15 protein-coding genes and 1 pseudogene are annotated in these 19,051 nt (G+C 68.9%); 9 read left to right on the top strand and 7 right to left on the bottom strand.

The features are described 5' to 3' along the window. The 8 genes and pseudogenes from AJAP_RS28150 to AJAP_RS43180 all read left to right on the top strand — a co-directional run. Positions 1-1,659 (top strand): AMP-binding protein, encoded by a 1,659-nt coding sequence (locus AJAP_RS28150; RefSeq protein WP_038524017.1) that lies wholly within the window; start codon positions 1-3, stop codon positions 1,657-1,659. A gap of 49 nt (positions 1,660-1,708) precedes the next feature. Continuing rightward, on the top strand, positions 1,709-1,900 hold the full coding sequence (locus AJAP_RS28155) for a ferredoxin (RefSeq protein WP_038516866.1): 192 nt from the start codon (positions 1,709-1,711) through the stop codon (positions 1,898-1,900). Position 1,901: 1 nt separating this feature from the next. Further along, positions 1,902-3,101, top strand: coding sequence for an NAD(P)/FAD-dependent oxidoreductase (locus AJAP_RS28160; RefSeq protein ID WP_038516868.1), 1,200 nt, complete (start codon positions 1,902-1,904; stop codon positions 3,099-3,101). A gap of 60 nt (positions 3,102-3,161) precedes the next feature. Further along, the gene (locus AJAP_RS28165; protein WP_038516870.1) at positions 3,162-4,391 is read left to right on the top strand and encodes a cytochrome P450; all 1,230 of its coding nucleotides are present in this window, start codon (positions 3,162-3,164) and stop codon (positions 4,389-4,391) included. A 21-nt stretch (positions 4,392-4,412) separates the two neighbouring features. Continuing rightward, complete coding sequence (locus AJAP_RS28170) at positions 4,413-5,174, top strand: 3-hydroxyacyl-CoA dehydrogenase (RefSeq protein ID WP_038516872.1); 762 nt, start codon at positions 4,413-4,415, stop codon at positions 5,172-5,174. A 63-nt stretch (positions 5,175-5,237) separates the two neighbouring features. Further along, positions 5,238-6,050 (top strand): enoyl-CoA hydratase/isomerase family protein, encoded by an 813-nt coding sequence (locus AJAP_RS28175; protein ID WP_038516875.1) that lies wholly within the window; start codon positions 5,238-5,240, stop codon positions 6,048-6,050. A gap of 406 nt (positions 6,051-6,456) precedes the next feature. Beyond that, complete coding sequence (locus AJAP_RS28180) at positions 6,457-8,772, top strand: ATP-binding protein (protein WP_038516877.1); 2,316 nt, start codon at positions 6,457-6,459, stop codon at positions 8,770-8,772. Positions 8,773-8,894: 122 nt separating this feature from the next. Beyond that, positions 8,895-9,191 (top strand): annotated as a pseudogene (locus AJAP_RS43180) (hypothetical protein); the annotation flags it as partial. Between the two features lie 57 nt (positions 9,192-9,248). Here AJAP_RS43180 and AJAP_RS28185 read toward each other — a convergent pair. Next, the gene (locus AJAP_RS28185; RefSeq protein ID WP_038516879.1) at positions 9,249-10,610 is read right to left on the bottom strand and encodes an NAD(P)/FAD-dependent oxidoreductase; all 1,362 of its coding nucleotides are present in this window, start codon (positions 10,608-10,610) and stop codon (positions 9,249-9,251) included. 3 nt (positions 10,611-10,613) lie between these two features. Beyond that, positions 10,614-11,309 carry a hypothetical protein gene (locus tag AJAP_RS28190; protein ID WP_038516881.1) on the bottom strand — a complete coding sequence of 232 codons (696 nt, stop codon included), beginning with the start codon at positions 11,307-11,309 and terminating at the stop codon, positions 10,614-10,616. A gap of 214 nt (positions 11,310-11,523) precedes the next feature. On the opposite strand from AJAP_RS28190, the gene AJAP_RS28195 reads away from it, so the two are divergent. After that, on the top strand, positions 11,524-12,141 hold the full coding sequence (locus tag AJAP_RS28195; protein ID WP_038516884.1) for a TetR/AcrR family transcriptional regulator: 618 nt from the start codon (positions 11,524-11,526) through the stop codon (positions 12,139-12,141). Here AJAP_RS28195 and AJAP_RS28200 read toward each other — a convergent pair. The 5 genes from AJAP_RS28200 to AJAP_RS28220 are packed head-to-tail and all read right to left on the bottom strand — an operon-like array spanning position 12,130 to position 19,037. Next, positions 12,130-13,584, bottom strand: a complete 1,455-nt coding sequence (locus AJAP_RS28200; protein WP_038524020.1) for an aldehyde dehydrogenase family protein — start codon at positions 13,582-13,584, stop codon at positions 12,130-12,132. The genes AJAP_RS28195 and AJAP_RS28200 overlap by 12 nt on opposite strands. Before the next feature lie 20 nt (positions 13,585-13,604). Then, entirely contained in the window at positions 13,605-14,702 is a 1,098-nt protein-coding gene (locus AJAP_RS28205; protein WP_038516885.1) for a Zn-dependent alcohol dehydrogenase, read from the bottom strand. Further along, the gene (locus AJAP_RS28210) at positions 14,699-17,029 is read right to left on the bottom strand and encodes an AMP-binding protein (protein WP_038516887.1); all 2,331 of its coding nucleotides are present in this window, start codon (positions 17,027-17,029) and stop codon (positions 14,699-14,701) included. Before AJAP_RS28210 ends, AJAP_RS28205 begins: the two co-directional genes overlap by 4 nt. Next, on the bottom strand, positions 17,026-17,787 hold the full coding sequence (locus AJAP_RS28215; protein ID WP_038516889.1) for a gamma-glutamyl-gamma-aminobutyrate hydrolase family protein: 762 nt from the start codon (positions 17,785-17,787) through the stop codon (positions 17,026-17,028). The genes AJAP_RS28210 and AJAP_RS28215 overlap by 4 nt, the downstream gene beginning before the upstream one ends. Further along, positions 17,784-19,037, bottom strand: a complete 1,254-nt coding sequence (locus tag AJAP_RS28220; RefSeq protein WP_228694607.1) for a glutamine synthetase family protein — start codon at positions 19,035-19,037, stop codon at positions 17,784-17,786. The genes AJAP_RS28215 and AJAP_RS28220 overlap by 4 nt, the downstream gene beginning before the upstream one ends. Between the last annotated feature and the right edge of the window lie 14 nt (positions 19,038-19,051).

The following is a 19,051-nucleotide window of genomic DNA, read 5'->3' on the forward strand; positions in this document are numbered from 1 at the left end:
ATGCCCGAACTGGACTTGGCGTCCCTGCACGAAGCCATCGCCGCCGAACTCGGCGACGAACCCTGTGTGATCGCCGACCGCGTGGTGTCCTGGCGCGAGATGACCGACCGCACCCGCAGGCTCGCCGCGGTCCTGAGGGATCACGGCCTGGGCCGCCGCGCCGAGGACGTCGAGGCGTGGGAGACCGGGCAGGACCATCTCGGGGTGTTGCTGCACAACGGATCCGAATACCTCGAAGGGGTGCTCGGCGCGCACAAGGCGTCCGTGGCGCCCTTCAACATCAACTACCGGTACACCCAGGAGGAACTCGCGTATCTGCTGCGCGACGCACACCCGAGCGCGCTGCTGTACGCGGCCCGCTTCGCCCCCGCGCTCGCGGAGGTACTTCCCCGGCTCGACCACTCGCCGCTCCTGCTGCAAGTCGACGATGGAACACCCGGACCGCTGCTGCCGGGCGCGCTCGACTACGAGACAGCGCTCGCCGGGGCCGACCCGGCCGACGGAGCGCCGGAAACGAGCCCGGCCGACGCTCACCTGCTCTACACCGGCGGTACAACCGGGATGCCCAAGGGCGTCATCTGGCGGGTCGGTGACCTGGTCGCCGGGCCGATGGGGGTGCGCGACCGCGACGGCTCCGCCCTCACCGACGTCGAGCAGGCCGTCCGCCGGGCCCTCGCGATCCGAGGCCGCGTCCTGCCCGCTCCCCCGCTGATGCACGGCGCCGGCACCGGTATCGCGCTCGGCGGCTGGCTCAGCGGTGCCACCGTGGTGATCCAGCCCCGTCCCGAACACTTCGACGCGGCCACGCTGCTCGAGACCTGCGAGCGCCGGCACGTCACGTCGCTGGCCATCGTCGGCGACGCGTTCGGTGCTCCCCTGGTGGCCGAGCTCGAACTGCGGCCGCGGCCGTTGCCGGACCTGCGGCTGATCGTCAACAGCGGAGCGGCCCTGCGCGAGGAAATCAAGACCCGCCTGAAGGAACTGCTGCCACAGCTGCGGATCACGGACATGCTCGGCTCCTCCGAAACGGGGCTGCACGCCAAACGGGGCTCCGGCAACCGGTTCGCGGGCAAGGGCAACGCCGTGGTGCTCGCCGACGACCGCGCCCGTATCCTCGCCCCCGGCGATGACGAGATCGGCTGGCTGGCCCAGGGCGGCCACATCCCTCGCGGTTACCTCGGCGACCGGGACAAGACCGCCGCCACCTTCGTCACCGTGGACGAGACGCGGTACTCGGTGCCGGGTGACCGGGCGCGACTGCTCGCCGACGGCGGCATCGAGTTCTTCGGCCGTGAGGCCACCACCATCAACACCGGGGGCGAGAAGGTCTTCGCCGAGGAAGTCGAACAGGTCCTCCGGGCCTTGCCGGGCGTCGCGGACGCCCTGGTCGTGGGACGCGCCAGCGAACGCTGGGGCCAGGAAGTCGTCGCGCTCTACCAATCCGCCACCGAGGTCCCCCCGACCGCGGACGAGCTCGCCGCGGGCTGCCGAGAACGGCTCGCGGGCTACAAGGTCCCGAAGGAATTCATCCGGACCGACAAAGTCCACCGGCACGACAACGGCAAGGCCGACTACACGTGGGCCCGCGACGCCGCGGAGACGAGGAAGGGCGGGACGCCCGCCTGCTCGGCATCGGCGGCGGCGCGAACGAAGTCATGAACGAGACCATCGCCAAGAACCTGAACCTCGACACCATAGGGAGCGCGCGATGAAGATCGTGCTGGACAGGGGCCGCTGCACCGGCCTGGGAATCTGCGAATCGCTGGCGCCGGACCATTTCGAGATCGACGACAACGGCGATCTCGTCCTGCTCGACGAGGTCGCCGAGGGGGACGCGCTCGCGGAGGTCGAAGCGGCCGTGGCGGGTTGTCCCACCGAGGCGTTGCGGCTGGAGCACTGAGGTGGGCGGCCTTGTCGTGGTCGGCGCGTCACTGGCCGGGCTGCGCGCGGTCGAGGCCGCCCGCAAGACCGGCTTCGACGGGCCGATCACCCTCATCGGCGCCGAAGAACACCTGCCCTACGACCGGCCCCCGCTGTCGAAAGCCTTTCTGGCAAAGGAAGACACCGCGCCGCCGATGTTCCGCGACGAGCAGGTACTGCGCGACGAACTCGGCGTGCACCTGGCCCTCGGCCGGCCGGCGTCCGGTGTGGACACCCGTCGCAGGACGGTCCGCGTCGGCGACGAGGAGTACGGGTACGGCGCGCTGGTGATCGCGACCGGTGCCCGCGCCCGCACCGTCCCCGGCTGGGACACGCTGCGCGGCGTGTACACCCTGCGCACCCTCGACGACGCGATCGCCGTGCGCACGGCCCTCACCCCCGGCACGAACCTGGTCGTGGTCGGGGCCGGCTTCATCGGCTCCGAGGTCGCCTCCAGCGCACGGGACCGCGGGCTCACGGTGACCATCGTGGAAGCCCAGCCCACTCCCCTGGTCCGGGCCGTCGGCGCGCACATGGGCGCGGCGTGCTCGTCGCTGCACGCACGCAACGGCACCACGTTGCGCTGTGGCGTCGGTGTGGCCGCGATCGAAGGCGACGGCGCGGTGGAACGGGTCCGGCTTTCCGACGGCACAGTGCTCAAGGCGGACATGGTCGTCGTGGGAGTGGGCGCGTCCCCGGCCACCCAGTGGCTGGCCGGTTCCGGCCTGACACTGGAAGACGGCGTGGTCTGCGACGAGACGCTCCACACCGGAGCTCCCGGCGTCTACGCCGCGGGCGACGTCGCCCGCTGGCACAACCCGATGTTCTCCCGGCACATGCGGCTGGAGCATTGGACCAGTGCGGCCGAACAGGGTGCGCTGGCGGCGCGCAACGCACTGGATCCCGCCAACGCCCGCCCGTACGCGACCGTGCCGTACTTCTGGTCGGACTGGTACGGCAGCCGCTTCCAGTTCGTCGGCATCCCGGCGACCGACGAAGTACGCGTCGTCGACGGCGACACCGACGGTGCCGGCTTCACCGCGCTCTACCGCGAAGGCGACCGGCTCGCCGGGGCACTCACCCTGAACCGGCCGCGGGACATCATGAAGTACCGCCGGCTCATCGCCGGAGAGTCCTCCTGGGACGACGGCCTCGCCTTCGCGAAGACTCGCACCACTTGACTGACCGTCCGTACGGTCATAACCTCATCCCTGCACGTCCATACGACTTGAGGAGGCGGCGTGACACTTCCCGACCTGGGCGATCCCGACACGTATCAGGACGGCTTCCCGCACGCCTTGTTCGCCCGCTTGCGCCGCGAGAGCCCGGTCGTGTGGTGCCCTGAACCGGCCACCGACGGCTTCGACGGCGGCCCCGGCCTCTGGGCCGTCACCCGTCACGCCGACGTCGTGGCGGCAGGCAAACGCACCGAGGTGTTCAGCTCCCACGAGGGCGGCACGTTCATCCGCGACAGCAGCCCCCGGGAGCTGCGCGACATGCGCCGCGCGATGCTCAACACCGACCCACCGGAGCATTCGAAACTGCGCCGGATCGTCAGCAAGGCGTTCACCCCGCGCGTCGTGGCGGGGATGAGCGAATCGATCACCCGCCATGCCCGCGATGTGGTGGACAAGCTCGGCGACGGCGGCGATCTGGACTTCGTCGAGCACGTTTCGGCCGAGATGCCACTGCTCGTGCTCGCGGACATCCTCGGTGTCCCACCCGGCGACCGCCATCTGCTCTACGACTGGACCAACCGCATGGTCGGCTTCGGTGACCCGCAGGTCGGCGATCCCAAGTCGTATGTCTCGGCGTTCATCGAGTTGTTCGCCTACGCCGCGGAGCTGACCAAGCGGAAGCGGGCGCATCCGACCGACGATGTCTGGAGTCTGGCGGTCAACGCCGAGGTCGACGGCGAACGGCTGTCCGACGACGACCTCGACCGGTTCTTCCAGCTGCTGGTCATCGCCGGCAACGAGACCACGCGGAACCTGTTCAACGGCACCATCCTGACGCTGTCACAGCACCCGGACCAATGGCGGCGGCTGCGGGCCGACCCCGGACTGCTGCCGACCGCGATCGAAGAGATCCTGCGCTACTTCCCGCCGGTCACCCAGTTCCGGCGGACCGCGGTGCAGGACATCGAATTGGGTGGGCAGCGGATCCGGGCGGGCGACAAGGTGGTGCTCTGCTACGCCTCGGCGAACCGGGACGAGGACGTCTTCACCGAGCCCGACCGGTTCGACATCACCCGTACCGAGAACCCGCACGTGTCCTTCGGCGCCGGCCCGCACTTCTGCCTCGGCAACGCCGTGGCACGCCTCGAAGCACGGGCGCTGCTGCCGATCCTGTTCGACCGGTTCCCCACCATCGAGGTGATCGGCGAACCGGTGCGCGCGCGATCCAACTTCATCAACGGGATCAGCGAGCTCCCCGTCCGCTTGTCCACCGCAGTCGGCGCTCTCGCCTGAAGACCTAAAAGGACATCCACTATGGACATCACAGGAACCGTCGCGGTCGTCACCGGCGGCGCCTCCGGGCTGGGCCTGGCCACCGCACGCCGCATCGTGCAGGCGGGCGGGAACGTCGTCCTGCTCGACCTGCCCTCTTCTTCCGGTGAGCAGGCCGCGCGGGATTTGGGCGCCACCGCACGTTTCGCCCCCGCCGACGTGACCGACGAGACCGCGGTCGCCGCCGCGCTGGACGTGGCCGAGCAGCTCGGCCCGCTACGCGCGGCCGTCAACTGCGCCGGAATCGGCAACGCCTACAAGACCGTCGGCAAGGACGGCCCGTTCCCACTGGCCCAGTTCCGCAAGGTCATCGAGGTCAACCTGATCGGCACGTTCAACGTCACCCGGCTCGCCGCCGAGCGCATCCTCGCCCACGACGCGGTGGGAGGGGAACGCGGCGTGATCGTGTGCACCGCGTCGGTCGCCGCGTTCGACGGCCAGGTCGGCCAGGCCGCGTACTCCGCGTCCAAGGGCGGGATCGCGAGTATGACCCTGCCCATCGCCCGCGACCTCGCCGCCAAACAGGTCCGGATCATGACCGTCGCACCCGGGCTGTTCGACACTCCCCTGCTGGCCGGCCTGCCCGACGAGGCGAAAGCTTCACTGGGCGCACAGGTGCCGCATCCCGCGCGGCTCGGCGACCCCGACGAGTACGCCGCGCTGGTCGAGCACATCATCGCCAACCCCATGCTCAACGGCGAAACGATCCGGCTCGACGGAGCCATCCGCATGGCCCCGCGCTAGCGCCGTGTCAGCCCACCCGTCACGCCACCACACACCCGCTACGACACCCCCTGAGGTACATCCATGAGCCGCGAACCCGTGCGCCTCGACTGCGGGGACGGTGTCGCCCGCATCGGACTCGCCGTCCCCGAACGGAAGAACGCGATCGACCTCGAGCTCGCCACGGCGCTGGCGGAAGCTGTCAGCACGGTGGCCGCCATGCCCGATCTCGGCGCCACCGTGCTCTACGCCGAAGGTGACTCATTCTGCGTCGGCGGCGATCTCCGCACCTTCGCGGACACCACGACCCCGGGAGCCCTCGTCGGAAAAGTCGCCCACGCCGCCCACGCCGCCATTCGCGGCCTTCGTGCGCTGAAGATGCCGGTCATCAGCGCCGTCCAAGGAGCGTGTGCAGGCGGCGGTCTCGGCATCGCGCTCGCCGCGGACATCGTCATCGCCGGAAGCGACGCCCGCTTCCGCACCGCCTACACCGCGGCAGGGCTCTCACCCGACGGCGGCGTCTCCTGGATCCTGACCAGAACCCTCGGCCCCGCCCGAGCCGCCGACCTCATCCTCACCAACCGCCAACTCGACGCCGGCACGGCCGAGCGCTACGGCCTGGTCAGCCGCGTGACCGACAACCCCCTCGATGACGCCTGCAAGTTGGCCCACTCGCTGGCCCGTGGGCCACGGCAGGCGCTGGCCGCGTCCGCCCGCCTCGTCCGCGAAGCTCCGACTACGACACTGGAGCCGCATCTCGACAACGAAGCCCGTCAGATCGCCGCATTGGCCGATACCGCGGAAGGATCGGAAGGGATCACCGCGTTCCTCGAACACCGGCCGGCCGATTTCGGCAAAGCCAGACCGATAACCCAAAGCAGGGCATCGAATGTCTGAGGTACCTGGCAAGCTCAGGAAATCCTGGGATCTGGTGGAATAGCGGTCAGCCGCCCGGCTGGCTGCGTCGGGAAGGCAAAAACGCAGCGTATCGGTGGCTGTGTCCTACTGCGGGCTTTGCCCATTTCGCTGCGTCGTCGGGCAGATGCCGAGCAGGTTCTCCAGGACGGACGCCGGTGGCTGTTCGGCGAGGGCGAACGTGGCACTGTTGCGCCCAGCCATCCCCTGACTGACGGACTTGGAGTCCGGCCGGCGCACGCCGGGCGAATTGCTGCCCGGTGTCGGTGTTCGCAGGCGTGTGCACGCTGAGCTGGGCTTTCACGATGGCGTGCACGGAAGTTCGGGGCTGTGCGTTGTAGGGTCTGGTGATCGACACAGCGTCGTGGAGACGGTTCGGGAGTGGTCCATGTCGGCAGTCGTTCAGCCGGGCGGGGCGCGTGGTGTGCCGGTGGCCGTGACCGCCCATGTGGGTCGTGATCGTGAGGTCGCCGAGCTACGCGCGCTGTCGAAGGCCAAGCGACTGGTGAACGTGGTCGGGCCACCCGGGGTGGGTAAGACTCGGCTGGCCGCGCGGGTCGCGACCGAGCTGGCCGGGGAACTGGCGGACGGCGTGGTGTTCGTCGAGTTGGCCGAGTTGCGCGACGCCGCACTGCTGGCGAACACGATCACGGTGGCGCTCGGGCCGGCCGGACAGGCCAGATCCGAGGAACAGGTGTTGATCGACTATCTGCGGGACCGGCAAGTCATGCTGGTACTGGACAACTGCGAGCACCTGATCGACGAGTGCGCCGACCTGGCCGCGGCGATGGTGCGGGACTGCCCGCGGGTGATCGTGCTGGCCACCAGCCGCCAGTCGCTCGGCGTCGTCGGTGAGCATCTGTACCCGCTGCCGCCACTCGCGGTACCGGAACCGGACAGCCTGCGATCCCCTGCCGGGCTCCGCGGGTTCGACGCGGTGGCGCTGTTCGTCGATCGGGCGACTTCGGTGGTGCCCTCGTTCGAGATCACCGAGGACAACTACCACGATGTGGCACGGGTGATCCGCCGCCTGGACGGCATACCGCTGGCCATCGAGCTGGCGGCGGTGCGACTACGGTCGTTGTCCGTTCGCCAGCTGGCCGAGCGGCTGACCAGGCGACTGCCGCTGCTGACCGGTGCGGCGCGGACCGCTTCGTCACGGCACCGGAGCCTGCACGGCACGTTGGACTGGAGTTTCGCGCTGTGCACGCCGGACGAGCGGCTGGTGTGGGCGCGGGCCGGGGTGTTCTCCGGATCGTTCGACCTGACCGCGGCCGAGCAAGTGTGCGGCGGCGACGGGCTCGCCCCGGACGCGCTGCTGGACGCGATCATCGGCTTGGTCGACAAGTCCGTCCTCATCCCGCGGCAGCACGCCGGGGACATCCGGTATCGCATGCTCGGCGTGTTGCGCGAGTACGGCCGAGAACAGCTCTCCGCCGGGGAAGTACTTCGACTCGGCCGACGACACCGGGACTGCTATGCCAGCCGGTCCGCTCGCCTGCGCGAGGCGCGCGGGACAACGGACGCCGTGCCATCGTGTCACCGGATGCGGCCGGATCACCCGAACCTGCGGGTCGCCCTCGAGTACTGCCTGACCACGCCAGGCGAGGCCGATGCCGGACTCGCGATCGTGAACGACCTGAACCTGTACTGGCAGCTGTGGCGCCTGCGCGCCGAGGCCCGCACCTGGCTGGACCGCTTGCTGCGGAAAGCCTCGCCCGATACGCCCTTGTCGGGCCTAGCCCTGATCCACGACGCCAACTATTCGCTGTTCGAAGGCGATCTGGCCCGGTGCACCGAGTTGCTGGCCGAAGCCGACGGCGTCGTCACCCGCACGAACGAGGGATCCCTGTTGTCCAGGGCCAAAGTCTCCGCCGGCCTACTCGCCGAGTACCAGGGCGAGCCGGACCGGGCCGCCGGCATCTTCGCGGAGTTGGTGACAGAGTTCCGCGCGACGGGTGACCGGCCACGTGAGCTCGTCAGCTACTACCACCACGGCTGGTGCACCGGCTTCTCCGGCGACCCGGACGGCGCCCGGGTCATCCTGCGGGACGGCTTGGCGCTCAGCCGCGAGTACGGCGACCTGAATGCCCGGCGTTTCCTGCTGGAGGCGCTGACCATGATCGAGGCGGAATACGGAGACGCGGCCACCGCCGTCCACTGTCTGCGGGACATGCTGACGGCCGCAGGCGACGCCGGAATCGAGCTTTTGGACGGCGAAGCCCTGGCTACCGTCGGCTGGGTCGCCGACAGCCAGGGTCACCACGCTCGCGCGGCCACCCTGTACGGGATCACCGAAGCCGCCAACCGGAAAGCAGGCTACGCCCTGCACAAGTCGGCCATGATCGAGGAACGACACGTCCGCCACGTCCAGCGAACCCGCGAAGCCCTCGGCGACGACAAATTCGAGGCCTGCTTCACCGCTGGAGCCGCCATGTCCGAGGCGGACAGCATCCGCTACGTCTTCGGCACCCCGCAGGCCCTGCGCCCACCACCCGGCGCCGACCGGCTCACCAGCCGGGAGTGGGAGATCACCGGCCTGATCCGCCAGGGTATGACCAACCGCGAGATCGCCGAGCACCTGGTCATCTCCACACGCACCGCCGAAGCCCACGTCGCCCACATCCTGGCCAAGCTCGGCCTGAGCAGGCGCTCCCAGGTCGCGGTCTGGGCTGTCCGCCAGGACACCACCGATCCAGCCTGAACCGCGTCCCGGCCCGCCCGCAGCGCGCAGGCGGCACCGAGCACCTCGTCCGCCTGCGCGGCCGCGACGCGACCACGATCAACACCGGCGGCGAGAAGCAGTAAGCCGACAAGGTCGAGGCCGTCCTCCGCGGCCTGCCGGGCGCCGCCGACGCGGTCGTCGTCGGCAGGCCGAGCGAGAGGTGGGGCCAGGAGGTCGTCGGCCGCCGCCAACGAGTTACGCCCGCTGTGGACGCGCCGAGCCCACCGATTACAAGGCCCCAAAGCTGTTCATGTGTCGACGAGGTCAGGCGGCACGCCAACGGCAAGACCGACTACACCTGGCCGTACGGGCCTAGCGGCGTGCCCCCTCTGCCGAACGACCAGATGTCCCGGGCCGATCGGTCGAGGTCAGTCTCTGGAAGGCGTCACACGCCGTGAAGGGTTTTAGCGCGACCGCGTGCGCGTCTCCGTGTGGAAGGGATTGCCGAGATGACCTTATGACGCGTTTCTCCGCAAGGTCCTCACCGATCCTCGTCGAGCGTTACGCCTGCTTCCGTTGACGAAATCGTTGAAGCGGTCGACTGTCCAGATAATGCGAAGCCCCAACGGGCTCATCATCAGCGGGCGCGGGAACTTGGGCTTCTTCTGCCACAATCCCGCCAGGTCTTCGTGTCGCTCGCCGTCGACGATCAGGTCGGCGATGAGGGAGCCGACATAAGGGGCCTGAGCCAGACCGTGGCCGTTGCAGGCGATCGAGTAATAGACGGCGTCGTCGATCTGTCCGGCGACGGGCAGCCAGGACGGCGTGATCGCGATCCATCCTCCCCACGCGCGATCGATCGCGACATCGGACAGAGCCGGAAACCGTGTCGCGAAGGCTTCGGCGAGTTCTTCGACGAGCGCCGGGTCCGGTTCCTTCTGCGGGAGAGGGTATGTCCGGCCGCGCTCGAGCCGCCGGACGCCGAAGACGATGGTGTTACGCGGTGTCAGGTGGTAGTTCTCCATGATGTTGTGCTGGGTCACGAGTCCGGAGCGGCTGGTCCACCCCAGCGCCGTCAATCGGGCGGGGTCGATGGGCTCGGTCTCCACCTCGATGACCCAGATGGGCACGGAGAGCCGCGGCGGCGTGATGTCCCACTCCCCCGCGTACGCGTTCGTCGCCAGCACCACCTTGTTCGCCCGCACTTCACCCCGAGGGGTGGTGATGACCACCTGGCCGCGGTCGCGCGCGACGTCGGTGACCTTCGTCCGCTCGAAGACTCGCGCAGGCGTGCGGAGCAGGACACGTCGCAGCCCCAAGGTGAATCGGCCGGGATTCATGATCCCACCGACCTTTTCGCGCATACCGCCGAGGAATCCGCGAGGGATCCCGAGTTCTTCGCTCGTGCCCAGTTCCACGTCGGCGCCGGCCCGCTGAAGGATCTTGGTCACCCGGCGCACGCGGCCCAGCTGGCCACGGGACGTCGCCGCGAAGACATTGCCCGTCCGTTCGTAGTCGCAGTCGATATCGTGCTTCTCGATCAGGCTCTCGACGTGGTGTGCGGCACGCTCGGCAAGGCGGATCATTCCGGGCATCTTCTTGCGGTAGAGGAGATTCAGCAGCTGAAGATCCCCGCCCGGCGCACCCGCCAGCTGCCCGGCGTTACGGGAGCTGGCTCCGTGCCCGCAGAATTCGGCCTCCAGCAGCACCACGTCCTGCCCGCGGTCGGCCAGCCGCAGCGCCGTCGACATGCCGCCGATTCCGCCGCCGACGACCGCGACATCGCAGACGAGGTCCTCGGCCAGGGGAGGCAGGACGTCCTCGGGCGGATCGACCCAGCCACTGAAGGTGGTGTACTCGACGTTGTCGGTCTTCATCGCTCAGGCCCTCGCCACGCTCGGCCGGCTCGACTCCGGCTCGACACCCGCCGCCACGTTGTGGTCGTGCAGGGCGCGATAGGCGAAGAAGCACACGAACATCTGGAATCCCCAGGTCGCCAGCGCCGCGGTGTAGAAGAGCGTCCGGTGCGCGTCGTCGCCCGGGATCGGGAAGAAGTCATACGTGATCGCGATGACGGATCCCGCGAGGGTGACCAGCGCCGTGGCGAGGGCCAGCTTTCGGGCGCCGATGCGCCAAAGCCGCCATACGAAATAGGCGAGGAAGATCGTCGTGAGCACGTTGACCACGACGTAGAACGTCGCCGGACCGAGGTGCAGCTTGTCGGCGCGGAACTGCTGGAGGTACAGCCCGGCGGCGGCGGCGAGCGCGAACACGCCGATATCGACCGCCACGGAGGGCTTGTACCGGTGCGTCACGCGCATCAGGCCCAGGACGAGGATGAGGGTGATGCCCACGGAGCGCGAGAAAGCGTCGAAGAAGTACGCGATGGTGTAGAGAAAGCTGTCCTCGTCCCCGCCAAGGAGTGCCCACAGGAGAAAGTTCGAGCCCGACGTGGCGACGATCATCCATTCCAGGCCGAGCAGGTAGTTGCCGTAGCGCCGGATGAATTTCCAGCCGAAGAAGAAGCCGGCGAAGATCATCCAGAGATCGGCCAGCATGAAGAGCATTTCCTTCATGTCCTTGTTTCCTTCGAGTCGTGCCTTCACCTCTGAGCTGAAGGCGGTGTTCGGGCCGGCGGCCGGAGCCCTGGAGACGCTGCGCGGATTTGTGATCCGGCCCATAGCGTACGCCCCACTTAGCCATCCGATCAAGTCGCTTGACTAAGAACTTCCACTGCTAGGCTGGCGTTGACTTAATCAAGCGTCCAACTACGTGCACCGGGAGGATTTCGTGCCTCGGATCTCCGCCGCCCAACGGCGCAGCGACTTCATCAAGGCTGCTGTGGAGGTCATCGCGACCTACGGCATCGAGGGCGCGACGACCCGGCGGATCGCCGAGCAGGCTCAGGCGAACCTGGCGATGCTGCACTACTGCTACGACTCCAAAGAGGATCTCTTCGCCGATGTCTACGAGTTCGTGGCGGGCAGATACCGCGACGCGCTCGAGAACAACGACTCCCCCGGCGACGTGGCGGAGACGGCTCGACGGCTCCTGCGCGGAGTCATGGAGTGCTATCTCGAGTCGGCCAGTTTCACTATGGCGGCGATGGAACTCATCAGCTGGGCCCGGCGCCAGCACGGAGACCGCGGTATCGAGGTGTACGACAAGGCCCTCGAGACGGTGCGCACCGCGCTGCGCGATGCCGGTTCGGACCAACCGATCGAACCGGAGATCGTCGAGGAGATCGCCTTCGTCATCGCTGCCTTGGCCGACGGTTTCGCCGCGAACTGGTTGACCTACGGGGATCGCTCCGCCGCGCTGGGCCAGATGGAGCTCGCCACGTCAGTTCTCGACAGCTGGCTCGCTGCCCGGCTCGGCTCCACGCCCGTGGCACCCTCACAACGGTAAGTCGGGCGAATCGACACCGACGACCCGGTCGCCGCAGAAGACGCGCACCGACTCCGCCGGCCCATGCCCGCCGATGCCGGCCGGGCCCCAGAAGCTCTGAGCCGAGTCGTCACCGAGGTCGGCGATCTTGGCGCCGTTGACACGCACCTCGCCGGACAGGATGCGGGAGCCGACGTCTATGGCGCGATCGGTGTCGGTGCCGAACACGTAGGCGTCGAGTCCTGAGGGGCTGGCATTGGCGATCCGTAGCGCCTGTTCGTCGGAGTCCACGGCGTGCAGGGAGACGACCGGGCCGAACAGCTCGGCCGTCGCCTGAGCCGGGTCCGCGCCGACCGCGATGGTCGGTGACAGGAAGTAGCCGCCGAGCTCGGGCAGCCGAGCGGGCCGGTGGATGGCCGCCCCGAGGTTCCGCAGCCCCTCGATCCTGTTTTGGAGCGTCTGGAAGTGCGGGGCGTTGGAGATCGGGCCGATCCGGACGTCCTCGTCGAGCGAGTGGCCGACGACGAGCTTGGAGATCCGCTCGGTCAACGCGTCGAGAAGAGGTGCGACCAGGCTTCGGTGGGCGAGGATCTTGCCCGGCCCCTCACACCACTGACCGTTGAGCTTGGTCATGCCGTCGAGGATGCCGTCCGCGGTGACGTCGAGGTCGGCGTCGTCCAGTACGAGCACCGGGTTGTTGCCGCCGAGTTCCAGTTGCAGGACCTTGAAGTCCTCCGCGCCCGCTCGCGCGATGGCGCGCCCGGCGGCGGGTCCGCCGGTGAACGAGACGATCTTGACGCGCGGGTCGGCGGTCAGCCTGGCGCCGACGTCGCCCGCGCCGTGCACCAGTTGCAGGGCGCCGCTGGGCAGTCCCGCTTCGAGGAAGCACTCGACGATGATCTGCGCGCTGCCGGGCGCGTGTTCCGAGGGCTTGAGGATGACGGGACAGCCCGCGGCTATCGCGCTGGCGATCTTGGCCGCGGGGATGAAACTCGGGCCGTTCCACGGGGTGAGGATCGCGGCGGGTCCCCATGGCACTTTGTAGAGGCGGACGTCCCTGCCACCGGCCGCCAGCGCGGTGACGCGCGGGATGGTCACCAGGTCCGCCGCCGCCGCCCGGATCCGCGCGGGCAGGAAGGCCGCGACCTTGCGCGTGACGCCGATGGGCGTACCGCTGGTCAGTGAGTCCGTGCGCGCGATGTCCTCGACACGGCTCTCGACGATGTTGGCGACGCGCTCGAACATGTCAGCGCGTTCACGCCGGGCGTCCTCGTCCCAGCGACCGACGTCGTACACGCGCTCCGCGTGCCGAAGCGCGCGCTCGACGTCGTCGGGTGCCGTCGTGACAGTGCGGTGGATGGGCTCGCGCGTATTGGGGTCGAGGTTCCACGCGTCGGGGACGGTCTGGCATTCGCTCCAGTCGTCGGCGATGTAGTTCACCGGCCGGGGAATCTCGTTGCTCATCTTCACGTTTCCTTCGCTGGTCAGGACTGGAGATCGACGACGATGCGGGTCACGTCACCGGATTTCATCGCCTCGAAGCCCTCGTTGATCTCGCCGAAGGGGATGACGCGCGTGACCATCTCGTCGAGCAGCAGGCGTCCCTGCTGGTACAGGCGGGCGAGTTGCAGGATGTCCTGCCGCGCCTGCCCTGAGCCCATGTAGGAGCCGATGAGCCGCTTCTCCTCGAAGAAGAAGTCCGACGCCGGGACGCAGAGCTCGGTGCCTCCGGGCGCGATCCCGACCAGGCACGCGGTCCCCGTCGGGCGCACGAGGGCCAGGGCCGTCGCGGCGGTGCGGGCCGAGCCGACCGCCTCGAAGGCGTAGTCCACTCCGTCCCCGAGCAGGCGGTGGAGTTCCGCGACCGGGTCGCCGTCCCCGCCGTTGACGACATGGGTGGCGCCGTAGCCGCGTGCGGCCTTGAGGCGCGCGTCGTCCAGGTCGATCGCGACGATGGCCGAGGCGCCGGCGAGCCGGGCGCCTTGGATGATGGCCGATCCGACGCCGCCGCAGCCGACGACCGCGACCGTGCTGCCCGGGCGCACCTTGGCGCCGCGGAACACGGCGCCGACCCCGGTGATGACACAGCAGGCCAGGAGACAGCCGACGTGCAGCGGAACGTCGTCAGGAAGCTTCACCAGCGAGTTCTCACGCATGAGGACGTGCCGGGAGAACGCCCCGATGTCGCCCAGCCGCTCGATCGGCTCGCCCGCCGTGGTCTGGAACGCGGGCCGGGGGCGACGGCGGATCTCCTCCACCCGTCCACACTGGGTCGACCGTCCCGCCTCACAGTTGGCGCAGCGGCCGCAGGACGGCGTCAGCGCGCCGACCACGCGGTCCCCGGGACGCAGCCCGGACACCTGCGCACCGACCGCCTCGACCACACCCGCCACCTCGTGGCCGACCACGACCGGCAGGCCGGTCGGCACCGTTCCGGTCATGTAGTGCAGATCGCTGTGGCACAGCCCCACGTTCGTGACCGCGACCCGCACCTCGTGCGGCTCCGGGTCGTCCACCCGGATGACGGTCAGTTCGAGCGGTTCGCCGACGGCGGTCAGCACCGCGGCCTGGGTGTCGATCATGTCGACGCCTCCTCTTTGGATGCTCTGTCAGTGGACAAAAAGCCCTCGATGCCCGCGGTCAGAAGCCCGCTCTCCCACGCCTGGGCCGCGGCGAGGTCTTCCCGGGCGAAAGCCGCTTCGACGTCCTCTGCCCGCGGACGCAGGAGCGCGAGATGAAGGGCCGTCGTGTTCCCCTCTGGCGTCCACTCGATGACGATGTCGACGGCGCGGCCGATCAGGGCGCCGGGCTCGACGATCTCGTCGAGAAGGCCGATCCGTAAGGCTTCGTCGGCCGGGACACGAGGGGATCCGAGCACCACGCGCATCGCGTGGTTCCCGACGAGCCGCCTCAACAGCACACTGGACGCGTTCGAAATCGTGATGCCCCGGCCGTTTTCCGGTTGGAAGTACTCCGTCGCCGGGGTTCCGATGCGGGCGTCGCAGCACAACGTCAGCTCCGAGGCTCCCCCGACCGCGAGCCCGTTGACGGCCGCGACCACGGGCACCCGCGTCTCCAGGATCGCGCGGGTGATGTCGTGGAAACTCGCGAACGCTTCCCGCATCTCGGCGCCCGAGGACGGCGTGCTCTGGAGATCCATTCCCGCGGAGAAGGCTCGCCCCTCGCCGGTGAGCACGATCCCGCGCACACGCTCACCGGTGCCCAATTCGCGGATGACGGCCGCCAGCCGCAGCCGGGTGGCGACATCCAGGGCGTTGAGCTTCTCGGGGCGCCGGAGTGTCAGCACCGCCACGTCCCGGACGAGGTCGACGCTGACGAATCCCCGTCGTGTGCCGAGGTCGTAGGTCACGCCGGGATCGGCCGCGGCACGGGCCTTCAGCGCCGGTTTGGAAACGCGTTCGGACGGAGTGCGGGGGAATTCGGCGACGAACTCGATGTAGCGCGGCACCTTGAAACGCGCGAGTTCCTTGCCCGCCCGCTCGACGATCCGCTCGGCCGTCGCACGACAGGAAGGCACTCCGGCCGCCAGCTGGACAAAAGCCTTGACCTCCTCACCGAGGGTCTCGTCGGGTTCGGCGACGACGGCGGCCGAGACCACCAGGTCGTCCCGCTCCAGGGCGGCTTCGACCTCGACGCTCGCGACGTTCTCGCCGCCGCGCCGGACCATGTCCTTGATCCGGCCGACCAGCCGGATTCCGTCGTCCGAGTGGCGGATGACGACGTCGCCAGTGTGGAGCCAGCCGTCCCGCAACACCCTGGCGGTGTCCTCCGGACGATTCCAGTAGCCGTTCATCATCGGCGTGCCCGCGATGACCAGCTCCCCAGCCTCGCCGTCAGGCACCTCGGCGCCATCGGGATCGACGACGCGGACCTGTTTCGTCGGCACCGGACGCCCCAGGCTCCCGCTTCCCACCGCGCCGGCGTCGGCGAAGGGGCTGAACAGGTCGATCCCGGACTCGGTCATCCCGTAGATCTCGCGCCACGGCGCTCCCCAGCGCTCCTCCAGCCGGGCGTGAAGTCCGACCGGGATTCCCGAGCAGAACACGAGACGGAGGTCGTTGTCGCGGTCTTCGGGGGTGGGCGGCTGTTTGAACAGCAGCGTCGGCATGGACCCGAGGACGTAGAAGAAGGTCGCGCGGTGCCTCCGGACGTCCGCCATGAAGGTCGACGCGGAGAACCGGGGCAGTACGACCAGCGGGGCGCCGACCGTGAGGGCCAGCGCGGTGTTCCACTGGGGATCCATGTAGGAAAACGGTTGCGCTGTAAGAAGAACGTCTTCGGGTCCGAGCCCGGTCGCCGACGCGCAGATCCAGCCCAGCCGCACCCAGTAGTCGTGGGTGAGCATGCACGCCTTGGGGAAACCGGTCGTGCCGGACGTGTACTGCAGGTTCGCCAGTGCCCCGCCGTCGATCGGCACCGCCGGAGGTGTCGCCGGAAACGGCTCCGCCCCGTCGTCGGCGACATCCACGACGCGGATGTCCTCACCGGCGACGACACTCGCGATCAGATCCGAGCGGTCGGCGTCGGTGAACACGACACGCGCACCGGAGTCCCGCAGCACGAAGGCGAGGTCGGCGCGCTGGTAGGAACTGTTGATCGGTACTGCGATCGCGCCTGCCTTCAGCGCGGCGAGCCACACCACGGGCCAGTGCACGACGTTCGGGAGCATGATCGCGACCCGGTCGCCCGGCTGGACACCGTCGACCTCGATCAGCCGGTGCGCCAGCCTGGAGGTCCAGTCGTCGATCTCGGCGAAGCTCCAGGACCACTCGCCGAACCGCAGGAACTCCCGTTCCGGGGAGTCCCGCGCCCGATGCGCCAGCAACTCGGTCACCGTCGGGACGGCGGGATCGTCGCCCGCCTGTCCGGCCGTCACTTTCGCGGTCATGGCAAGCTCCTCTGCCTCTTCGCCGCGGCCTGCACGATCCACGTCATCGCCGGGTCCTCACTCTTCATCCACTCCGGATGCCACTGGACTCCGAGCACCGGGGCACCGGGCAGCTCGACCGACTCGATCACGCCGTCACTCGTCCGCCCGGTCACGACCAGCCCGGTGCCGCAGCGGTCGACGGCCTGGTGGTGCCAGGAGTTGGTCATCGCGTGCTCGCCGAACAGGCCGGCGGCGATCGAGCCTTTTTCAAAGGACACAAGGTGATCAGCGGTGCCGTCGGTGGGCGCAGCCTCCGCCGACAGATGACTCACCCGCCCCCGTGGGAGATCGGGGACGAGTGTCCCGCCGAGGGCGACGTTGAGCACCTGCATGCCGCGGCACACGCCCAGCACGGGAATCCCCCGCCCCAGAGCGGCCCGGGCGAGCTCGATCTCATACTCGTCACGCACCTCGTCGTGGGCCATCGGGTCCAGTCTCGGATCGACGTCACGGACCACTCCCGGGTCGCCACCCCAGAACGCCGGGTGGACGTCCTGCCCGCCGGTGATCACGACCCCGGACAGCCGCTGACAGATCGCCGTCACGTCGGTGTCGTAGGACAGGTGCACCGGAAGCCCGCCGGCTTCCGCGATCCGGCTCGCGAAGTCCGACATGTAGCTGTCGAGACAACGGTCGCCGTACCGTTCGTCGGCTCCCTTGATCAGCTCCAGCCGGAACCGCCTGCCGGTGATGCCGATCAGCGGACGCGCGCTCACGGGAACTCGAAGTAGCGGGTGGACTCCCACTGGGAGAGTTCGGCGAACGGATCGCCGCCTTTGGTGTGGAACTCCATCCACTCCCATCGTCGCGACGCGACCCAGAAGTCCACGAACTCGTCACCGAGGTACTCGCGCAGCAGGGGATCGGCGTCCAGGGCGGCACCCGCCTTCGACATCGTGTCGGGAATCCGGGGCACGCCCTCGGGCAAGCACCAGGCCATGTCCGTGACCTGCTCCGGCGGCTCGATCTCCCGCTCGATGCCTGCCAGCACTCCGGCAAGCACCCCCGCCAACGCGAGGTACGGGTTGACGTCGGCACCGGGAAGCCGGTACTCGAGGCGCGAGTACTTGGAGTGGCCGGTGATGGCGCGCACCGCGGCCGTCTTGTTGTTGACGCCCCAGCTCACGGTGGTGGGCGGTCCGGTGAAGTCCACCAGCCGCCGATAGGAGGTGATCTGCGGCAACGCGAGCGAGGTGTTGCCCTCCATCGTGGCCAGCAGTCCCCCGACCGCGTGCCGCATCAGCGGGGACGGGCCGTCTTCGGCGAAGAACCGGTTCACTCCGTCGCTCTGGAGCGAAAGGTTGATGTGGGCGCCCTGTCCGTAGCCCGCCGTCGGCTTGGCCATGAAGGTCACCGTGTGGCCCTGGTCGAAGGCAACCTCGCGCATCACCTGCCGCGTACGCGCCCAGGAATCGGCCAGCGTGATCGGATCCGCGGGCGCCAGGTTCAGTTCCGTCTGGCCGGCGGCGGCCTCGTCGGTCCACGCCTCCCAGACGATGCCGACCCGATCGAGGCGATCGACGACCGCTTCCATGTAGTCGACCCAGTCCTTGGACCTCGCCAAGTGGTACGTGGCTCCCGCGCCGCCGCCCAACGGCGTCAGCTCCCGGTACCCGCGTTTTCGCGCCTCCTGAACGGACTCCTCGAAAAGCGTCGCTTCGATCTCCACGGCGATCGTCGCGGTGTACCCGAGAACCGCCAGCCGGGCCACCAGCTTCCGCACGAGGTTCCGCGGGCAGATCGGCACAGGTGTGCCGTCCTTCAGCCAGTAGTCGCCGATGACCGCATCCAGCCCCGGTTTCCACGCGACGAGGGTCGACAGGTCGGGGACCATCTGGATGTCGTAGAGATTGCCGCGCCAGTCCGGAAAAGCGTCACCGAGGACGATCTCGTTGCCCAGATCGATCGCGAACAGGATGTCGGCGAAGGCGAAGCCGGATTCTTTGCCCGAGGCGAACTTCGTCATCGACACGTTCTTGC

It is taken from the genome of Amycolatopsis japonica (genome assembly GCF_000732925.1).
GTDB lineage: Bacteria > Actinomycetota > Actinomycetes > Mycobacteriales > Pseudonocardiaceae > Amycolatopsis > Amycolatopsis japonica.